General features: G+C 39.4%; 19 protein-coding genes. 8 read left to right on the forward strand and 11 right to left on the reverse strand.

Going from position 1 to position 19,154, the window contains the following annotated elements; translation table 11 throughout:
* Positions 1-14 precede the first annotated feature (14 nt).
* The 4 genes from HDF25_RS22945 to HDF25_RS22960 all read left to right on the forward strand — a co-directional run bounded on the left by HDF25_RS22945 (position 15) and on the right by HDF25_RS22960 (position 1,703).
* Positions 15-458 (forward strand): DinB family protein, encoded by a 444-nt coding sequence (locus tag HDF25_RS22945; protein ID WP_184628741.1) that lies wholly within the window; start codon positions 15-17, stop codon positions 456-458.
* 75 nt (positions 459-533) lie between these two features.
* The gene (locus HDF25_RS22950) at positions 534-986 is read left to right on the forward strand and encodes a DUF1569 domain-containing protein (RefSeq protein ID WP_184628742.1); all 453 of its coding nucleotides are present in this window, start codon (positions 534-536) and stop codon (positions 984-986) included.
* Entirely contained in the window at positions 983-1,285 is a 303-nt protein-coding gene (locus tag HDF25_RS22955) for a hypothetical protein (RefSeq protein ID WP_184628743.1), read from the forward strand. The genes HDF25_RS22950 and HDF25_RS22955 overlap by 4 nt, the downstream gene beginning before the upstream one ends.
* Positions 1,286-1,292: 7 nt before the next feature.
* Positions 1,293-1,703 (forward strand): hypothetical protein, encoded by a 411-nt coding sequence (locus HDF25_RS22960; RefSeq protein ID WP_184628744.1) that lies wholly within the window; start codon positions 1,293-1,295, stop codon positions 1,701-1,703.
* 5 nt (positions 1,704-1,708) lie between these two features.
* Here the strand turns inward: HDF25_RS22960 and HDF25_RS22965 are convergent, their stop codons facing one another.
* The 4 genes from HDF25_RS22965 to HDF25_RS22980 all read right to left on the reverse strand — a co-directional run bounded on the left by HDF25_RS22965 (position 1,709) and on the right by HDF25_RS22980 (position 5,004).
* Positions 1,709-2,116, reverse strand: a complete 408-nt coding sequence (locus tag HDF25_RS22965) for a hypothetical protein (RefSeq protein ID WP_184628745.1) — start codon at positions 2,114-2,116, stop codon at positions 1,709-1,711.
* 374 nt (positions 2,117-2,490) lie between these two features.
* Positions 2,491-3,366 (reverse strand): PfkB family carbohydrate kinase, encoded by an 876-nt coding sequence (locus HDF25_RS22970; protein ID WP_221451009.1) that lies wholly within the window; start codon positions 3,364-3,366, stop codon positions 2,491-2,493.
* A gap of 70 nt (positions 3,367-3,436) precedes the next feature.
* The gene (locus HDF25_RS22975) at positions 3,437-3,898 is read right to left on the reverse strand and encodes a DUF4268 domain-containing protein (protein ID WP_184628747.1); all 462 of its coding nucleotides are present in this window, start codon (positions 3,896-3,898) and stop codon (positions 3,437-3,439) included.
* 14 nt (positions 3,899-3,912) lie between these two features.
* Positions 3,913-5,004: a fatty acid desaturase gene (locus HDF25_RS22980; protein ID WP_184628748.1), complete on the reverse strand. Its 1,092-nt coding sequence runs from the start codon at positions 5,002-5,004 to the stop codon at positions 3,913-3,915.
* Between the two features lie 213 nt (positions 5,005-5,217).
* On the opposite strand from HDF25_RS22980, the gene HDF25_RS22985 reads away from it, so the two are divergent.
* The gene (locus HDF25_RS22985) at positions 5,218-7,479 is read left to right on the forward strand and encodes an NADP-dependent malic enzyme (protein ID WP_184628749.1); all 2,262 of its coding nucleotides are present in this window, start codon (positions 5,218-5,220) and stop codon (positions 7,477-7,479) included.
* 45 nt (positions 7,480-7,524) lie between these two features.
* Here HDF25_RS22985 and cysM read toward each other — a convergent pair whose 3' ends face one another.
* The 5 genes from cysM to HDF25_RS23010 form a co-directional block, all read right to left on the reverse strand.
* A complete protein-coding gene (cysM, locus tag HDF25_RS22990; protein WP_184628750.1) occupies positions 7,525-8,403 on the reverse strand; it encodes a cysteine synthase CysM in 879 nt (292 codons plus the stop codon).
* Between the two features lie 2 nt (positions 8,404-8,405).
* On the reverse strand, positions 8,406-9,218 hold the full coding sequence (gene epsC / locus HDF25_RS22995) for a serine O-acetyltransferase EpsC (RefSeq protein WP_184628751.1): 813 nt from the start codon (positions 9,216-9,218) through the stop codon (positions 8,406-8,408).
* Between the two features lie 19 nt (positions 9,219-9,237).
* Positions 9,238-10,062, reverse strand: coding sequence for a mechanosensitive ion channel family protein (locus HDF25_RS23000; RefSeq protein WP_184628752.1), 825 nt, complete (start codon positions 10,060-10,062; stop codon positions 9,238-9,240).
* A gap of 134 nt (positions 10,063-10,196) precedes the next feature.
* Positions 10,197-10,907 (reverse strand): enhanced serine sensitivity protein SseB C-terminal domain-containing protein, encoded by a 711-nt coding sequence (locus tag HDF25_RS23005; protein ID WP_184628753.1) that lies wholly within the window; start codon positions 10,905-10,907, stop codon positions 10,197-10,199.
* Between the two features lie 70 nt (positions 10,908-10,977).
* Entirely contained in the window at positions 10,978-12,882 is a 1,905-nt protein-coding gene (locus tag HDF25_RS23010; protein WP_184628754.1) for an AAA domain-containing protein, read from the reverse strand.
* Between the two features lie 52 nt (positions 12,883-12,934).
* Between HDF25_RS23010 and HDF25_RS23015 the strand changes: the two genes are divergently transcribed.
* Positions 12,935-13,798: an alpha/beta fold hydrolase gene (locus HDF25_RS23015; RefSeq protein ID WP_184628755.1), complete on the forward strand. Its 864-nt coding sequence runs from the start codon at positions 12,935-12,937 to the stop codon at positions 13,796-13,798.
* Here HDF25_RS23015 and HDF25_RS23020 read toward each other — a convergent pair.
* A complete protein-coding gene (locus tag HDF25_RS23020) occupies positions 13,777-14,523 on the reverse strand; it encodes a DUF6515 family protein (protein ID WP_260409447.1) in 747 nt (248 codons plus the stop codon). The genes HDF25_RS23015 and HDF25_RS23020 overlap by 22 nt on opposite strands.
* A 224-nt stretch (positions 14,524-14,747) precedes the next feature.
* Between HDF25_RS23020 and HDF25_RS23025 the strand changes: the two genes are divergently transcribed.
* Positions 14,748-16,667: an alpha-L-fucosidase gene (locus HDF25_RS23025; protein ID WP_184628756.1), complete on the forward strand. Its 1,920-nt coding sequence runs from the start codon at positions 14,748-14,750 to the stop codon at positions 16,665-16,667.
* Positions 16,668-16,669: 2 nt separating this feature from the next.
* On the opposite strand, the gene HDF25_RS23030 is transcribed toward HDF25_RS23025, so the two are convergent.
* Positions 16,670-17,266, reverse strand: a complete 597-nt coding sequence (locus tag HDF25_RS23030) for an RNA polymerase sigma factor (RefSeq protein WP_184628757.1) — start codon at positions 17,264-17,266, stop codon at positions 16,670-16,672.
* A 323-nt stretch (positions 17,267-17,589) separates the two neighbouring features.
* On the opposite strand from HDF25_RS23030, the gene HDF25_RS23035 reads away from it, so the two are divergent.
* The gene (locus tag HDF25_RS23035) at positions 17,590-19,146 is read left to right on the forward strand and encodes a protein adenylyltransferase SelO (RefSeq protein WP_184628758.1); all 1,557 of its coding nucleotides are present in this window, start codon (positions 17,590-17,592) and stop codon (positions 19,144-19,146) included.
* The last annotated feature ends 8 nt before the right edge of the window (positions 19,147-19,154 follow it).

Raw genomic sequence — 19,154 nt, forward strand, 5'->3', positions numbered from 1 at the left:
AGAATAATTTTCATATGATTACCCTGGCAATTGAAAGGCTTCAATATTTATGCAATACTATCCCCGGTCGTCTTACCGAAATTGACGAACGGGGATTTTCTTCAAAACCCGCTCCAGATAAATGGAGCAAAAAAGAAATCATCGGACATCTTATAGACAGTGCAACATACAATCATATGCGTTTTGTCAGAGGTCAGTTCGAGGATACCCCAAAAATCGTCTATGATCAGAACAACTGCAATCGGTTCAATTATTATGATAAGATAAACGGACAGCAGCTCATATCCTTCTGGCACATCTATAACCTACAATTAATTGAACTCATCAAACAGATACCTGTGGATAGTTTACAACGTCGTTGTTATGGAGGCGGAGAAACGAGTTACTCCCTGGAATTTATATTTAATGACTACGTTGAACATCTGGAACACCATTTAAGGCAAATTGTAAACTATTAGAGATTTGCTTTGGTTATCATCGGGGTAATAATGTAGCTTTATTAAGTACAAGACTATTGCACCAACGAATAAGAAATGAAAAATATTTTCACAGAAGATGTGTCTACCGAAGTTATCAACCGGATTGGTAAATTAGATGCCAGTTCAAAACCTGCCTGGGGGAAAATGGATGTAGCCAAAATGCTGGCACATTGTAATGTCACTTATGAACTGGTCTATGACAATAGTCATTCTAAACCAGGTATGTTTAAGAGATTCCTTTTAACACAATTTGTTAAAAAGCTGGTAGTTGGCGAAAAGCCGTTTAAGAGGGATAGTCCTACTGCTTCGGAGTTTCTGATTAAAGACAATAAAGACTTCGATAAAGAAAAGAGCCGCTTAGTTGATTATATCCGGAAGACACAAGAACTGGGCGAGACCTATTTTGATAACAGGGAATCTCATTCTTTTGGTAATTTATCAAAAACAGAATGGAATAATATGTTTTATAAACACCTGGATCATCATTTAATTCAGTTTGGGGTATGACAAAAGAACAGGAACTTTATCTTTCGATAGGAAAAAACCTAGAGCACTCTGTTGAAAGCCAGATGTTTGGAAAGCCCTGTTTTAAGGTTAACGGAAAAGCCTTTATTTCTTTGTTTGAAGATGAAATGGTTTTTAAACTGACTGGAACCTCTCAGCAGGAAGCACTTAGTTTGGATGGCTCAAAATTATTTGATCCTTCAGGTAAACAAAGACCTATGAAAGAATGGGTGCAGGTACCGTTTGACTATGCAGACAAATGGGAAGGATTTGCCAAGGAATCCATAAGATATGTGCAATAAAACCTTAATGATCCTACTTTTAGTCCTCTTTGGTATAAAAGGTAATGCACAGCATAATATTAAAGCTGATTCTGCACTAATAAACTCTAGTACTCCTTCAGACTCGAGGCTAATCTTTTTGTCCGATTGTAGAAAAGCAAAAGATATAGCCGAACAGGACATCAAAACAAATAACATCAAGATACTTTTGCAGGGAGGTATCGCTCCTGTTGTTTATACTACCGATCAATATTTCGAATCTACTTATCGGGTAAGCTATTACGATTATGGTTGCAGCGGACCAGATCAGGAATGTATGATATTCTATAACCATAGCATATTCCATCATCTGAATAAGGTGTACGGAAAAAAGTGGAAGTCTAAAATCAGAAAAGACGCAATCGGCTTGTCAACGTTCGAGTCAAAGTCTCACGAATAAGACATTTAGATAATCTGCTCCTCAGATCTTTTCACCCCATCTATCTCAAAATATAATATTCCTGCAACAAAGGGTAAACAACACACCAATGGAATCACAAACCACGCAATTATACTTGATTTCAAAGAAGAATCTAAGGAGAATTGCCCGGTCAGTGGCACCGCTATACAAACCGAGGTTATCAGGATTAATATCAGTTTTGCCTTTTTAAAAGACAAAGACATCTTTTTTAAAATCAGAAAAACGACAGAAAACACAAGAAAAAAAGGGAGAGAAACTAAAATAAATAAAAAAGAAGTTATAAAAGCGGGTGTAAAATCATTCAGCGTAGTTTTAATTAAGCCCATACAAAACCCAGCTGGAGCAGCACCTGCTAACCAAACCTTTACAGGATACCATCTATTGTAGTTCATGTATTTAAATAGAATGTTCTGATTATGCTGACAAATATAGATCTACCAGATCAATTCTGATAGTAACGGGACAAAAACTAATCATAAAATTTACAAAAGGTCTTAAAAAAAAGAAAGGGTTGTTCCATCCAGACACATCCCTATTCTAACCAAATATAAACCTGTATGAACGGGTTTTTCCTTAAATTTCCGGTAGTATTGCTGACGCCTCCCTGGTCCGGAAAATATTTATTGCTTATTTTCTGATACAAATATATTAAACTTTTTAATAGTGTACAAATTACACTATCAATTATTTTAAATAAAACATTTCCATGACGATTTAACGACAGAAAATGCCCACACGTACATGAAATGATTGATATTATTTTAGATTAGCTTTTATTTACAGCTAATAATTGGAGTATATCTTCTTCAGTACCATCAAAAGGTCCGTAAGATTCCATTTTTAAACTAGCCATTGCAGCTCCAAATTCACCTGCCTTTTGTATCCCGGCCCCCTTTACCCTCTGATATAAATATCCTGCCATATAAGTGTCGCCGCAACCTGTCGCATCGACTTCAGCAAGAGGGGTAAATGCAGGGATCTCATAGAAAACATTATCCGCATAAACTACTGAGCCTAAGCTTGCCCGGGTAATCACGATTTCCTGAACTCCCCAGTCACTTAATATCTTTGCCCCTTCTGCTATTCCGGTAACACCTGTTAATACCTCCAGCTCAGCTTCATCTGCTTTAACTGTATGCACATATTGAAGCGCCTGTTTTTTCTCTGGCCAGTCTACCGCACACACGCTCTGATCCCTGACCTCACGAAGATAACCCTGAACATCAAGAGACACCCTTCCCCGCTCTGCCAGGCTGACAATTAATTCAACAGAAATATCATTTGATAGTAAAGGACCTAAATGAAAAATCCTCGCATTAATTGAACTGAGCTGTTCAACGGTAAAAGGATCGGCCACCTGCAAAACCCTTTGCGTCCGGTGATCCAGCTTCCCTGAATAAATATTCTCAAAATAAACGGTTTGGGCACTTGGAAATACATTTACAGCTGTACCATTTGAACGTAAATCCTGTACAAAGTTCATCTCACTTTCTGCTAGAGCAGTGACCAAACCATAATTTACATCCATTTTACGGATTGCATTGGAGAAATAAAAAGAAGTCCCTCCAGCCATATGCTTTTCCATAGTAGGTGTGACTACCCTGTCCAGTGTGATGTGCCCAATGCAGCAAATATCGTACATATACATTTATAAATAACTCTATCGGCTAAACCGCTGATAAAGGGCAAATGTATCAAATGATTTATTAATTTTATCTAAACTGTTCGAAACCAGGAGATGCATCACACCAGAATTCATCGAGTGCAATGAGGCGTGGTTTAAAGAAAGAGATCAGTTTCGGCCAGTCTTCCTCCCGAAAAATACTCACTCCGGCTAAAGGCTTATAAATTCTGCTTACCAGCTTATAATTCTCATCAGTAAGCCCATTTTCCCATTCCCAGTCTTCCTCTAAATAAGACGTAAGGACATTTTTAAACTCCTTAAACTGGTCAAATAATAACTCCTGCATCCCAGGGTCGGGATGAGAAAGCTCTATAGCTATATAGGCCGATTTTTGATCAGCATGTAATTTAAAATGAAGATGTTTAATCCCCGTTCTGTAATTTATCCAGTTAATTTTCAAACCCTCAGCAGAAAGCTGAGGAGCAATATATTGCCCAAATGAAGTCCAGAAAGCCTGTTTCAATTTTGAAACCTGATCTTTAGAATACATTAAATCCCCCCGTATTATCTTTCTCCGTTAATGACCAGCTCCTTTTCCACCTTCTGTAAGGATATCTTCTCAGCGACTATTTCTACCAGATCCGTTTTGTTGTAATGCATTTCAAGAAAGTCTGCTTTATAATCCCTAAAAGATTTCACAGTTCCCATAGTATACATAAAACGGATATAATACCAGGCAATATCAACCTGATGAGGCAGAAAACCTGTTCTCGCACTCTTTGGAAATAAATGATGGTTATTATGCCACTCACCTGCTACCACTCCTGGCCATAGCTGGTTAATAGACATATCTTCCCTGCAAAAATCATAATTATCACGACGCATATCCTTCCCTTTACCATGTCCTTCATAATTAAAGGTCCTGACACCTACTGCCCATATACCCGCAGCACCAAATACTGTACAGGCCAGTCCATGACCACCAATCAGAAATAATACGACGTACCAGAAAGACCAGTTGAGTATCCAGGCCAGAATTGTTCTTGCCGGATTCGCAATAGAACCCCACTTCAGGTACTGCGCATATGTATTGGGATGAATACCCGTATGCTTCATCAATCTTGCAGCGCGGTGATAATCCCTTTCACTTAAATCTTTAGCAATTGGCTGATGATTTACATCTGCCAGAAAACAATACAAAAACCCTCCGGAGGCATTATAAGGATCACCCGGAGCATCAGACTTCGCATGATGAACGTGGTGTGAAACGACATAAATTTCTTCAGGAATCATCGATATAGTCAGATTCTGTGTAAAAAACCTCCAGAATTTATTCTTAAAAGCATAAGCATTATGTGTACAGAACCGATGATGCCAGATGGTTCCATGTGTTCCCATAATAATCATACTATATAAGAAAGCAACCAGCAATAAGCTCCAGCTAAAATAATTAAAGATGAATAAATACAGGAAGGGAACGGTTAAAACAACCTTTGACCAGCTTAAAAGCGGCAACCAGTTTTTCCGTGTTTTAAAAATATTAAGGCGTTTAAAGAACTCCTGCCATAGCTGCCCCGCTGCTGGCTTCGAAAGATTACCATTAGTATCGGCCCATCCATAAGTTGGGGGGTCGAGTACTATGCTCAAAAATGTCATAAACTGCGATTATATTTCTTGTGAAAGTACGTCGGATTTTTAACAATCCCACACTTATATAGTATTATTATTGTAACTAATGGTCAGGTTCAGGTAATTTCCCTATTATTTTCTAGTATTATTTTAAACATATACCTACTTTCGACCCCTTAAGCAGTTTTTGGAGAATTCTTCTCCAGGGGCTCAAATCAATATCAAGGATACACACACAAAATGAATAAAGGAACAAACCGCAAGCAGGACGCATTAGATTATCATTCGGATGGTCGGCCGGGTAAGATTGAAGTCATACCTTCCAAGCCTACAAATTCACAAAGAGATTTAGCACTGGCCTACTCACCAGGAGTAGCGGAACCATGCATGGAAATATACAGAAATCCGGAAGATGTATATAAATACACGGCTAAAGGTAATTTAGTCGCAGTAATTAGTAACGGAACAGCTGTATTAGGTTTGGGAAATATTGGTCCGGCAGCAAGTAAACCTGTAATGGAAGGTAAAGGCCTGCTATTTAAAATATTTGCAGATATAGATGTTTTTGACCTGGAAATCAATGCAACTACTGCTGACGAGTTTGTCAATGTAGTTAAAGCATTAGAACCTACTTTCGGAGGTGTGAACCTGGAAGATATAGCTGCGCCGATGTGTTTTGAGATCGAGCGCCGTTTAAAAGAAGAAATGAATATTCCGGTAATGCACGACGATCAGCATGGAACAGCGATCATTACCAGTGCAGCATTATTGAATGCCTGTGAATTACAACATAAAAAAATTGAAAAAATAAAACTGGTTGTCAGCGGAGCCGGAGCAGCAGCAGTATCCTGTATCAAATTATACCTGAAGCTGGGTGTAAAAAAGGAAAATATGCTGGTATTTGATAAGGATGGTATCGTCAATATTGACCGTACTGACCTTGATCCTATGCGCATGGAATTTGCAACACCTAGAAAAGATATTACGACTCTTGCTGAAGCAATGAAAGGTGCCGATGTATTTTTAGGTCTTTCCGCTGCAAATGTAGTATCGGTAGAAATGGTGCAGTCAATGGCTAAAAACCCTATTGTATTTGCACTGGCTAACCCTGATCCGGAAATTGCCTATGATCTGGCTATCAACAGCCGTAAAGATATTATCATGGCAACAGGACGTTCAGATTTCCCTAACCAGGTAAATAATGTTTTAGGTTTCCCTTATATCTTCCGCGGTGCCCTTGATGTACGTGCTACCTCGATTAATGAAGAAATGAAGATAGCTGCGGTAAGAGCTATTGCCGAATTAACCAAACTTCCGGTACCAGAAATTGTAAACCTTGCCTATAAGGCCAAAAATCTGAAATTTGGTAAAGATTATATCATTCCAAAACCTATCGATTCAAGGCTGATCAGTATTGTTTCTACTGCGGTTGCCAAAGCTGCGATTGAATCAGGAGTAGCCCGTAAACAGATTACGGACTGGGCAGCTTATCAGGAAGAACTGCAAATCAGATTAGGTGCGGATTATAAAATATTAAGAAATCTTGCCAGCAAAGCCAAGTCTGCGCCTAAACGTGTAGTATTTGCTGAAGCTGATAATTATAAGATATTAAAAGCAGCTCAGATTGTTAAAGACGAAGGTATTGCAACACCTATTTTATTAGGAAACATCACCAAAATCCAGAAAATCATTATTGAGCATGGAATTGAACTTGGCGACATTGAGATCATCGATCCATGGCAGGGTACTGACGAATCTGAGAAATTTGCAGAACACCTTTACCTGAGACGTCAGAGACGTGGTATTACCTTATATGAGGCACGCAAACTGATGCGTGACCGTAATTATTATGGCGCAAGTATGGTTGAATTTGGTCAGGCTGATGCCCTGATTTCAGGATTGACTAAAAACTATAAATCTACTTTAAAACCTGCCTTGCAAGTTATCGGCACCAAACCTGGTGTAAAGAAAATTGCAGGTATGTATATGATGCTGACCAAAAAAGGTCCGGTATTTTTAGGAGATACTACAGTAAATCCAGAGCCTTCAGCACAAGATCTGGTGGACATTACAGGAATGATCAATGAAACCATTAAAGGGTTCAATGTCACACCTAGAATAGCCTTATTATCTTATTCTAACTTTGGCTCTAACAGCGGACCGGTTCCTGAAAAAATGAGAACTGCGACTGCTTTACTGAAACAAAAATATCCGGATATGATTGTGGATGGCGAAATGCAGGCTAACTTTGCCATGAATGCAGAACTACTACAAAGTAATTATCCATTCTCAAGCTTAAAAGGAAGTCCGGCAAATACCTTGATTTTCCCGAACCTGGAGTCAGGAAACGTTGCCTACAAATTATTACAGGAACTGGGAAATGTAGAGGCAGTTGGCCCTATTCTTCTTGGACTAAACAAACCTGTACATGTTTTACAACTGGACAGTTCTGTAAGAGAGATCGTTAACATGATTACAATTGCCGTCGTAGACGCACAATAAAAACAAAATCAAAAAAGCCTGATTTCGGTCAGGCTTTTTTGATGATTACTTATCCAGGAACAGATCGCTACTCAGATATCTGTCCCCCCTGTCACAGGCAATAAAAACAATTACCCCCGAACTTAATTCAGCAGCAAGTCTCAGTGAACAGGCCAATGCCCCCCCACTGCTCATTCCTGCAAAGATTCCTTCTGATTTAGCCATCTTTCTGGCATATTCAGAAGCTTCATCCTGTGAAACATCCATTACCCGATCTACTCTTGACGGATCAAATATCTTTGGAAGGTATTCTTTTGGCCATCTCCTGATTCCGGGAATAGAAGATTCTTCTGTAGGCTGGCAACCCACGATCTGGATATCGGGATTCTGTTCTTTCAGATACATGGAATTACCCATTATACTCCCAGTAGTTCCCATGGAGCTCACAAAATGTGTGATCTGATGTTCTGTATCCGTCCAGATTTCCGGACCTGTCGTTTTATAATGCGCCAGGTAATTATCAGGATTCGCAAATTGGTTCAGCAGAAAATAACCTGGTTTAGTCCCCTTTTCCTCTGCGTAATCCCTACATATTTCTATTGAATCGAGCAGGGTAACTTTTGCACCAAAAGCTTCCATGGTCAGGGTACGTTCCCTGGTCGAATTAGAGGGCATTACCAACTCGATTTCCAGTCCGTATATAGCAGCAATCATGGCCAGTGCAATACCAGTGTTTCCACTTGTCGCCTCTACCAGTTTAGTCTCTTTACTGACCTCTCCCCGCTCCATTGCACTTCGGATCATGTTTAAAGCTGCCCTGTCTTTCACACTACCTCCGGGATTATTTCCCTCCAGCTTAGCAAAAATCCGGACAGCCGGATTAGGGTTTAATTTTTGGATTTCAACCAGCGGAGTGTTTCCAATACATTCTATCAGTGATGCCATGTTTAATTTTTGCTTTTAGTATCTATAACTTTCATTGCCGACTGATGGTATACGGTCGAATGTGGCGGAACACTTTTAGTCAACCAGACATTTCCACCAATCACACTATTTTCACCTATAATTGTATCACCACCTAAAATTGTTGCTCCTGAATAGATAATCACATGATCACCGATAGTAGGATGCCTTTTCGTATTGGCCATATATTTCTCCACGCTCAGTGCTCCCAGTGTAACACCCTGATATAACTTCACATGATTTCCAATCACCGTTGTCTCGCCGATAACCAACCCGGTTCCATGGTCAATAAACAAATGTTCACCAATAATAGCTCCCGGGTGAATGTCAATACCAGTCACAGCATGCGCATATTCAGTCAGTGCCCTGGGGATTAAAGGTATACCCAATAGCTGCAATTTATGAGCAATCCTGTAAATTGATATAGCCAGAAATCCAGGATAGGTTCTGATCACTTCAAATTCACTCTTCGCAGCCGGATCACCATTTAACGTCGCTAAAACATCAGTATTCATCTGACGGTACAATTCGGGCAATTCGTTATAAAAAGTCTCCGCAATAACATGTTGATTACAAGCTGCACATGCTTTGGTTGCCTTTAGAATATGGAGTAATTCCTGTTCAGACTCCCCAAAATTCTTCTTGATTTCCTCTATCGAGGCATTAGGATTAGTTAACCTTTCAGGATAAACTAAATTCAATAAACTCACAGCCCATTCGGCTATTTCAAGATTAGAAGGTACAGCCTCAATCTGATTCTGTTTGTTGTAAATTTGAAGATAAAATTCTTCGTTCATTATAGGTTGATTTTAAATGTTAAGATACGTGATTTGTCATCACCAATACCTCAGTTTTTTTAGCTAAAATAATTTGATTTCCCTCTAAAGCTTCTTTTACTTTCTGAAGATCAGCATAATAAACTCCCCAAAAATCACTGTTTGTTGTCCATGCTCTGGCCAGTAATACGATTGCACTATCTTCCAGTGAAGAAACCACAACAACTGGCTTAGGGTCTTTCAGGATAAGTGCATCGCTTTCTAATACGGCCAGTATAACTTTGCGGGCAGTGTCTATATTAGTATTAAAGGAGATGCTGAGCTTATATTCTATCTGTCTGGTTTCATTATCAGACACATTATTGATTACAGCATTAGCCAGCGGACCATTAGGTGCATAAATTGTCGTCCCGTTTCCGGCTTTTAACGTAGTATATAAAATATCTATCTTCAATACTGTACCCGAAACGTTATTCGCCGAGGAGATCACATGTCCAACCCTGAAAGGTTTAAAAAGCAGAATCAATACCCCTCCTGCAAAATTAGAAAGACTACCCTGTAAGGCCAGACCGATAGCCAGTCCTCCCGCTCCCAGAATAGCTACAAAAGAGCTTGTCTGGATACCGATCATAGAAGCACAGGAAATAATCAATAATATATAAAGTATAACTCTGATAATACTGATCAGAAATTCACTTAAAGAAATATCGACGGTATTCCGCTGGAACCTGCGGTGGATAAACTTAAGAAACCATTTAATTAGCCATATTCCGACTAAAAGGGTAACGACAGCCATGATAATTTTTGGCAAACCACTGATGATCATTGCGGAAAATGCTTCCACATAATTTTCAATTTTATTCATTGATTAAAAGATGTAATGTTGATTGTAACAAGAATTTTTAAAGATACATATCTATTTTTTTGTACAAAATGAAACGTATCATTACTATGTCAGTTCGGACCTTAATTTTTCTTGCAGGAAGAGCTGCGGACCGGTCAGGCAGTAAACTCTACTTCAAAGGAAGTCCCCGGGTTGAGCACATAAAAATGTTGCTTCACACCGCGATCTATAGCCTCATCAATCTTTTTCCAGTCAAATTCAGCTACAGTCAGGTCGGTGGGCACCTGGGTCATCCCACTCTTAAAAACCATCTCTTTTTCGGAAAATAAAGGGATAAACTCTTTCCCATCTCTTATAAAGGTTTGAAAATTAACAACTTTACTCTGCGGATCAAAATCTTTAAACAAAGAGGTTACCTTCGACATTTTAATTTGCTGTATAAAGCTCTTCTTATAGGTCGGATCAAACCAGAGTTTCATGATCAGCACATTTAAGGCCAGAGTTTTATCTTTCACATAAAATGGGAAATTGGTTCCTTTAATAAAGTCCATCAATTCAGGCTGGTCTTCCTTAGAAGTAAAGAACAGTTGCTGAGCTGGCAGGAATGTGCTTTTAATAAAATGAGTAGTTTTTTTAATCTCTTCTTCATCACCCTGGTGATCTACTGCAAGAAACAGGTCATTCCCCCCTTTCTCTTCGTCATACAGTAAACCAAAATAAGCTTTTAATACTGCTGGTTTAGTACGAAACAAATTAATCAAACTATCTACGAACCCTGTATCTGTCATTTTGGAAGAAGAAAAATAATCATTTCGCCGCTCGTCTGCATGATGATCACCGGCGTTTAAAAAATCAAATAGTGCCATATAGATATGTTTTCAGGTACCAAACCTTCGAAACTAATATATGGTTTTATAAAAAGAAACAGAATGAAATTTACGAGAATTCCCATGCGCTATGATAGCCATGATGTGACTCTGCATAACTTATAAAATCCAGATAAAACTGCGATCTTGAAAGTGTCGCACTATCCCCAATCACGACCAGTTTCTTTTTAGCACGTGTAATTGCGACATTCATTCTCCTGATATCTGAGAGAAAACCAATCGTCCCTTCGGTATTACTTCTTGTCAGGCCGATATAAACGATATCTCTTTCCTGTCCCTGAAAACTATCAATAGTATTCACAGCTATCTTGTCCTGGTAGGGCTGCAGTTCAACAACATGGAGTAAAAGCTCCTTCAATAAATTGACTTGCTGTTTATAAGGAGAAATAATAGCAATAGTTGGAAAATCAGCTTGAGCGGCATATTGCATTTTATAATTTTCGGCCAGTAAAGTAAGATGTTTCAGCAGAAAAACACCTTCTTCAGGATTAGTTGTACTCGTTCCTTCTGTTTTCTCTTCAAAACCACAACCGGCCGTATCAATAAATTCCAGTGGTATGTCTCCAGGCATCAAAAGACGATCAGCTACAGAAACATGAGCCTTCATTTTGTCTTCATAAAAGACCTTTGAAGAATAACCCATTATAGTTTTATGCATCCTGTATTGCTCTTCTAAAAGTACTACAGCCTCTGGATGCAAGGCCACGCATTTTTCCAGTAAAGTGGTGCTCAGTCCGTTTCTGGCTGCTGAATTAGATTTTATAGTAGGTGATAACTGACAATGATCTCCTGCAAAAATCACCTTTTTAGCTTTCAAAACTGGTATCCAGCAGGCTGGTTCCAATGCCTGTCCTGCCTCATCCACAACCACTGTATGAAATTTACGGTTCTTTACGGTATAATGATTAGAACCAACCAATGTCGCCGTAATCACCTGCGCCTTTGCTACCAGATCATCAATGATATATTGTTCTGTATTGCTCACTTCTTTCATGAGTTTGTGAGCTTCGCTAAATAATGCCTTACGCTGCTCCTGTTCAGCCCTGCCAAAATTTCTTTTATATTTATGTGCAAGATTTTTATACTCATTAGCCTGTTTTTTGAGATTTCTCATCTCTTTCATGCTGTTATGATCTGCCATTTTACTATCCAGCGTTAATGCCGTAAGTCTTTCAGATACTCTCGCGGGATTCCCAACCCTCAATACATTCAAGCCTTCATCTGCTAGTTTTTCACTTAGCAAATCTACAGCAGTATTACTAGGTGCAACCACCAAAATCTGATGATGATCCTTTTTGATTAAAGCTTTAATCGCCTGCACCAATGTAGTGGTTTTTCCTGTTCCCGGAGGGCCATGTACGATGGCCAGATCGGTAGCTGACAGGATTTTGTTTACAGCTTCCTGCTGAATAGTATTTAAAACAGGAATAGTATAGTTAAATCCATCTGGAAGAAAAGAGGGTGATAAGTCTCCGGTAAGTATACGGACCATGCGGCCATCTTCTTCCTTCTCAAAAGGAGAAGATGCCAGTTGAAGCGCCTGCTTCATTTCATCATAGCTATTGTTATCAAAAAGCACGTCCAGACCTAATTTTCCGTCACGTGACCAGTCAGGCAATTCGTCGGTACGTAAAGTAACCTTAATTTTATTGCCGGATTGGTGAGAAACAACACCTTCGACACGGTCATTTTTAGGATCGTGATTAGAAAATAAAACTACCGAAGCACCAAACCTGAGCTGGTGACTGATATCCTGATGTGAAGTTCGTTCCATCTCTACTGTCAGATAGTCTCCACGACTCATTTCAGACCCTCTGATTGCAATAGGATACCAGCTTAATCCATTAGCTCTGCGGTCTGCTACAGAAGAAGATTCAGTAAGTTTGAGATAAGCATTCTCATCTTCTTCCCGCTCGGTTTTAAGCAAATCGAGCAATTTGTTGAAATATTCCATTTCAACAAAGGTAGCAGTTTACTTATATTGCCCCAATTCAATTCCTTTACCTATGAAACGCTACAGACAAATTTATCAGCAGGCTCAAAATCTCAGTCAACTGGAACCTACAGCCATTGATGATTTACTCTGGAAATTAATTTGTTACGCTCCAAAAATCCCTTTAAGATTAGCACAACAAGAGTTACTGCAAAAGGCCATTCCTTTTCAGCTCTCAGTCAATGATCCTTATTTCAGCAAAAGCCAGCTTACCTTTAATGGCTTCAGATGGGGAAATGGCGATAAAAAAGTTCTGTTAACTCATGGATGGAGTTCAAAAGCCGCCGATTTTTCGGCGTTGATTGAACAATTATTACTGATTGAAGGTATTGAAATCATTGCCTTTGATGCGCCTGGAAACGGAAGTTCTCAGGCAGAGCTTTCTAATTTAATTTTGTTTACGGAAGCTATAAAGGAAATTATTACGCATTTCGGAAAGCCATCTATAGTTATCGGGCATTCTCTTGGTGCAATGGCAAACATAATTGCTATGCAGCAATTACAAATCGTACCGGATGTGCTAATCAGTATAGCACCGGTTATCAGACTTAAAGCCTTATTCTGTAATATGATGGAGCGTGTAAATATTCCGAAAGAGATCCAGGAAAATTTCTTTACTTCCTTTCAATCTACCTTTAAAAGGCCAGCAACTGATTATGATCTGGATACTTATTACAATTTTGATCAGCACCTGGAACACTGGATAGCTTATGATGAAGATGATCTTGTCGTAGATTCCAGGTATCTGTCCGCATTTTTAAGGGACCGTCCCTGGATAAAGTCTGTAAATTACAAAGGAGCAGGCCATGAAAGATTAATCAAACATACCCCACTCCTTAATGAGCTGATCAGCAACTATTTCCCTATCACTTTATAAACAACCTTGCCTGCGTCATCAAAAATCTGCTCATAATAAACTCCATAATCAGATACATAGTATTTATTTCCTTTCACCATCACTTCTTTATAACCTTCAGGTAACTGGCTTACAATGTCTCCTATCTGAGGGCCATTGTCTACATTAGCATCATTATTACCATCTGTATTAAGCACCCCGTCTTTACCTGCTACTACATAGACAGTTTTGTTATCTGCATTTTTAACAGGACTATAATAAACACCTTTGTATTCGTAATAGGTCTGACCATTGATCACAACTTCCTGCGCATCCGAAGGAATCGTAGGAACTTCTGCACCCAGTGGAGGAACAACTACTTTATACTCATCATCATATTGTCTGTAAAACAATCCTCCGGCATAATAAAACTGATCCGCTCCATAAAAGAATGGATAATAGCCAAAAGGTAATATGCCTATACTGAAACCAATATATGGTCTGTAATAACTACGATATGGATAAAACGGTCTTCTGTAACCCCATCCGCCCGGACGATAGCCGTAATGACCCCGGAAACCGATGCTTGCTGAAGTCCTGACACTACCAAATGAACCTCTGGAAGGCCCATGAAAAGAGGATGATCTACCGCCACCGCCGCCGCCGCCACGTCCACCTCTCTGCGCAAAAACACTAGTCGCTGTAAAGCTGCTGAAAACCAGTATCGCAGCTACAACTATTGACGATTTAAATTTTAAAGTTTTCATGTTAAAATGAATCAATTTTGGTTGTTTGACTAAGTCAGGCCGCAAAGGATTATCCATTATTTCATTTTAACTAAAAGCTGACAAAAAAATGATAAACCCCTCCTTTTGACTCCCAAGTCTGAGGGTACGATTATGCAGTTTTATGGTTTAAATAGTTTGGTATTTTTATGAAGAGGAATGAAAAAAATGTATTTTACAATTGTAATCAGATTAATTTTTCAAAAATGAAGTTATTTACCCGCCAGCGTGTCCTGATTTTATCCGCCCTGCTCTTTTCAACCGCTTCTTATGCGCAAAATAATACCAATGCTCCTTTGCCTTATGGTGCTATCCCAACAGAAAGGCAATTAAAATGGCATGAAACAGAGATGTACTGTATTATTCATTTTACACCAACCACCTTTCAAAATAAAGAATGGGGTTATGGTGATGCTGATCCCTCCATCTTCAACCCTACTAAATTTAACGCATTGCAGATTGTTGGCGCAGCTAAATCGGGAGGTTTTAAAGGGATCGTATATGTAGCTAAACATCATGACGGTTTTGCCCTGTGGCCTACTAAAACTGCGGCCTATAACATTAGTGAAAGTCCGTGGAAGGCAGGTAAGGGTGATATGGTCAGAGAATTTCAACTCGCTGCTAAACAGGAAGGAATGAAGTTTGGCATTTATTGTTCTCCATGGGACCGGAATAACCCCAATTACGGAACTCCGGCCTACCTGGACATTTACCGCAATCAGCTCAGAGAATTGTATAGTAATTACGGAGATCTGTTTATGAGCTGGCATGACGGGGCCAATGGCGGAGACGGATATTATGGAGGAAAAAAAGAGAAAAGAAAAGTTGATCAGGCTACTTATTACGACTGGTTAAATACATGGGCCATCACCAGGAAATTACAACCAGGTGCCAGTATATTCAGTGACATAGGCCTTGATGTCCGATGGGTAGGAAATGAAAAAGGTATGTCTCCCGAAACCAGCTGGTCTACGATAGACCTGAAAGGTAATGGAGACAGACCTGCAATGCCAGGTTTTCTGGATGATTCCAATCTCGGAAGCGGGACCAGGAACGGCAAACAGTGGATTCCGTTTGAAGGAGATGTTTCCCTGCGCCCGGGATGGTTTTATCATGCTGACCAGAATGATCAGGTAAAAACTGTTGAAGAACTTTTTAATATTTACTGCCATTCAGTAGGACATGGCGGCGCACTCGATCTTGGTCTTTCCCCTACTCCCGAAGGGATCTTATATCAGAAAGATGTAAACACCTTAGCTGAATTCGGAAAACTACTGAAACAGGTATTTGCACATAACCTGGCCACTGAAGCCAAAATAAGTGCTTCTAACATCAGAAAAGGACCATACGGCACAAATAATCTGACTGATGCTGACAGATACAGCTACTGGGCTACAGATGACAATGTTCATCAGGCTTCTGTACAGCTGGATTTCAAAAAACCGGCCAGATTCAGCATGATACAATTAAGGGAAAATATTAAACTCGGACAACGTATTGATAGTATTGGTGTAGACATCTTTAAAAACGGACACTGGACATTATTAGCGCAGGCAACAAGTATCGGAGCAAACAGGATCATTCGTCTGGCCCATGCAGAAACAGCCTCAAAAATGCGCATCCGTGTATACGCACCGGTCAGCATTGCTTTAAGTGAGATCGGTCTCTACCTTGAACCAGCCATCAAAACTACCGCTAAACTGAAAACAGGGAATGAATACAACAAAACTTCCTGGAGCGTAACGGGTATAGCTCAATCAAAGATAGCTGACGCAAAAAAAGCTATAGACAATAACGATACTACTTTTTTTGAAACTAAAACCAATAATCATCTGGACATTGATTTTGGAAAACAAATAGATTTTTCAGCTGTCGGATACTTACCGGCACAGGATAAATCAGCAGAAGGGGCTATTGAAAAATATGAGTTACTAATCAGCAATGACGGTAAAAAATGGGATGTCGTTGCTGAAGGGGAATTTTCAAATATTAAAGCGAACCCTATTTTACAGCGTATTTCGCTAACCAGCAAAGTCAGCGCAAGATACCTGAGGTTATCAGCTAAACAAACAGTATCAAAAGAGAATAATTTTTTACGTATTGCAGAAATTGAAGTCTATAGGTAAACCTACAGAAAATAACAGCGAAGCTCTTTTACAGCCAATCTGATCTTTGATTTCACTGTACCCAGAGGGATATGAAGTTTATCGGACACTTCTACCTGTGTGTAACCCTGAAAGTAAACCAGGTTAAGAATCTGTTTCTGCGAATCTGGTAATGTACCGATCAGTTCTTTGATTCCGATTACATCAGTGTTGTAGCGAAAATAATAGGAATTATTTACCTGGGTAAAAACGCTTTCAATATCATCGTTTTTACTGCTTTTCGCAAAGTTTTTTCCCCTGAGATAATCTATCGCCGAATTACGTGCCAGACAGGCCATCCAGGTAAATAACCTGCCTTTATCCGGGTCGTACTGATCGATAGATTTCCATATTTTAATGAATGTCTCCTGCAGAATATCTTCTGCAACCTCCCTTGAAGAAACTACCTTCAGAATAACCCCAAGAAGCATTGAGGCATAATTTGCATACAATCTGCTAAATGAAGTCTCAGTTTTAGCCTTTAATTCTATCACAGTTCTGCTGTCAGAACTATCTCTGAGGATCGGGACTTTTTCACCGATAGCACCCATCTGAAGTTTAGAATTAGCAGCCCCGTTCATATTTATTAAATTATTAATTAATTTAACCTAAGTAAAATTACACTCTTAGCTGACAATAACAATAGAGAGTTGCCATTCATTCTATTCATTTTCTATACAGATAATTTTCAATTCCACACAAACATTAAATTTTACTTTATTACCCTATTAAAGTACAAAAAAAAATATAAGTTAAAAACTATTTCATTCAATGACAATACAACACACCTTATCATTATAAAATAAATTTCCAGGCAGTAAACGTAACAAGGTTTTACATTAATAAAACTATTTAGCTATAAAATGGACTTATCTTCGCAGCAGTATAAAAACACGGGATTACAATGGACAAATTAAGTACAAAAATCTTCAGGAATGAGTTTGTGAATACATTTGATGGAGCTCAAACGGAAAAGAATCAGCCCAGGCAAACTCCCGGTGTTTTATACAGTTTAGTCAAACCAACCGCAGTCAGAAAACCTGAATTAGTGGCATGGTCTGATGAACTGGCTGCTACCCTTCAGATACAGAAACCTGATGAACAAGACATTAACATTTTATCAGGAAATCTCACGACACCATCAATGTCACCATACGCCGCCTGTTATGCAGGTCATCAGTTCGGCAACTGGGCCGGGCAACTGGGTGATGGACGGGCAATTACATTAGGTGAATGGACCAGTCAAACTGCCCCTGCTTATGAACTTCAGTTAAAAGGAGCTGGCCCTACACCCTATTCCAGAAGAGGAGATGGCAGAGCTGTATTCAGATCCTCTTTGCGCGAATATCTGATGAGTGAAGCTATGTTTCACCTGGGAGTTCCTACAACCAGGGCACTCAGTTTGGTCCTGACCGGGGACCAGGTTATGCGCGACCTGTTTTATGATGGAAACAGTGCCTATGAAAAAGGAGCAATAGTTATGCGCGCAGCACCCAGTTTCCTTCGTTTTGGAAATTTTGAAATGCTAACTTCCAGAGAAGAAATAACACAACTCAAAAAACTAACAAACTGGACTATAGATCAATTCTTTCCTGATATTAAAGGAGAAAATAAGACTATACAGTGGTTTGAAGACATTGTAGAAAAAACAGCCAGTCTGATTGTAGAATGGACAAGAGTGGGTTTTGTCCATGGGGTAATGAATACTGATAATATGTCCATCCTGGGTTTAACCATAGATTACGGCCCCTTCTCTTTCCTTGACGACTACGATCCTGAGTTTACCCCAAATACAACTGATTTACCAGGACGCAGATACGCGTTCGGCAATCAGGCCGGTATCGCTTACTGGAACCTGGGATGCCTTGCAAGTGCTATCGCCCCTTTATTTAAAGATACTATAGAACTTTCTGCTGCGCTGGAAAATTACAAACCTGTTTACTTTTCAAAATACTATGGTATGATGGCCAGGAAACTTGGGCTGGACAACTACCGGGAAACTGATAAAGACCTGATTGAAGCTATAGAAAAAATGCTGGTTCAGTTAAAAGCTGATATGACGATCTTCTACCAGCTACTGATTACACTTCCGCCTGCTACAACTGATCCCGAACTGATCAGTGTACATTTTGCACCTTCTTTTTACACTATTCCAGAGGAAAGTTCAGGCAAATATTTAGTTAATACTATTCAGCAGTATCAAAAAAGAATCAGTCTTAACCAGATATCATACAAAGAATCGCAAGAACTGATGAAAGCCAATAACCCCCGTTTCATTTTGAGAAATTATCTATTGCATCAGGCCATACAAGAATTTGAAAAAGGCGAGCCGGCTCTTTTCCTCAAATTACAACAAGCGATCAAAACACCTTATTCCACTGACCATGATGAGTTTTTCGTTCGGAGACCTGAATGGGCAAATGACCAGCCGGGAAGTTCTGCACTGTCCTGCAGTTCATAAAAACCCCT

The sequence above is a fragment of the Pedobacter cryoconitis genome (assembly GCF_014207135.1).
Classification (GTDB): Bacteria; Bacteroidota; Bacteroidia; order Sphingobacteriales; family Sphingobacteriaceae; genus Pedobacter; species Pedobacter cryoconitis_D.

Coding starts and splice junctions, on each gene's coding strand:
- HDF25_RS22945 (WP_184628741.1), top strand. CDS start 15: ATGATTACCCTGGCAATTGAAAGGCTTCAATATTTATGCAATACTATC.
- HDF25_RS22950 (WP_184628742.1), top strand. CDS start 534: ATGAAAAATATTTTCACAGAAGATGTGTCTACCGAAGTTATCAACCGG.
- HDF25_RS22955 (WP_184628743.1), top strand. CDS start 983: ATGACAAAAGAACAGGAACTTTATCTTTCGATAGGAAAAAACCTAGAG.
- HDF25_RS22960 (WP_184628744.1), top strand. CDS start 1,293: ATGATCCTACTTTTAGTCCTCTTTGGTATAAAAGGTAATGCACAGCAT.
- HDF25_RS22965 (WP_184628745.1), bottom strand. CDS start 2,116: ATGAACTACAATAGATGGTATCCTGTAAAGGTTTGGTTAGCAGGTGCT.
- HDF25_RS22970 (WP_221451009.1), bottom strand. CDS start 3,366: ATGTACGATATTTGCTGCATTGGGCACATCACACTGGACAGGGTAGTC.
- HDF25_RS22975 (WP_184628747.1), bottom strand. CDS start 3,898: ATGTATTCTAAAGATCAGGTTTCAAAATTGAAACAGGCTTTCTGGACT.
- HDF25_RS22980 (WP_184628748.1), bottom strand. CDS start 5,004: ATGACATTTTTGAGCATAGTACTCGACCCCCCAACTTATGGATGGGCC.
- HDF25_RS22985 (WP_184628749.1), top strand. CDS start 5,218: ATGAATAAAGGAACAAACCGCAAGCAGGACGCATTAGATTATCATTCG.
- cysM (WP_184628750.1), bottom strand. CDS start 8,403: ATGGCATCACTGATAGAATGTATTGGAAACACTCCGCTGGTTGAAATC.
- epsC (WP_184628751.1), bottom strand. CDS start 9,218: ATGAACGAAGAATTTTATCTTCAAATTTACAACAAACAGAATCAGATT.
- HDF25_RS23000 (WP_184628752.1), bottom strand. CDS start 10,062: ATGAATAAAATTGAAAATTATGTGGAAGCATTTTCCGCAATGATCATC.
- HDF25_RS23005 (WP_184628753.1), bottom strand. CDS start 10,907: ATGGCACTATTTGATTTTTTAAACGCCGGTGATCATCATGCAGACGAG.
- HDF25_RS23010 (WP_184628754.1), bottom strand. CDS start 12,882: ATGGAATATTTCAACAAATTGCTCGATTTGCTTAAAACCGAGCGGGAA.
- HDF25_RS23015 (WP_184628755.1), top strand. CDS start 12,935: ATGAAACGCTACAGACAAATTTATCAGCAGGCTCAAAATCTCAGTCAA.
- HDF25_RS23020 (WP_260409447.1), bottom strand. CDS start 14,523: ATGAAAACTTTAAAATTTAAATCGTCAATAGTTGTAGCTGCGATACTG.
- HDF25_RS23025 (WP_184628756.1), top strand. CDS start 14,748: ATGAAGTTATTTACCCGCCAGCGTGTCCTGATTTTATCCGCCCTGCTC.
- HDF25_RS23030 (WP_184628757.1), bottom strand. CDS start 17,266: ATGAACGGGGCTGCTAATTCTAAACTTCAGATGGGTGCTATCGGTGAA.
- HDF25_RS23035 (WP_184628758.1), top strand. CDS start 17,590: ATGGACAAATTAAGTACAAAAATCTTCAGGAATGAGTTTGTGAATACA.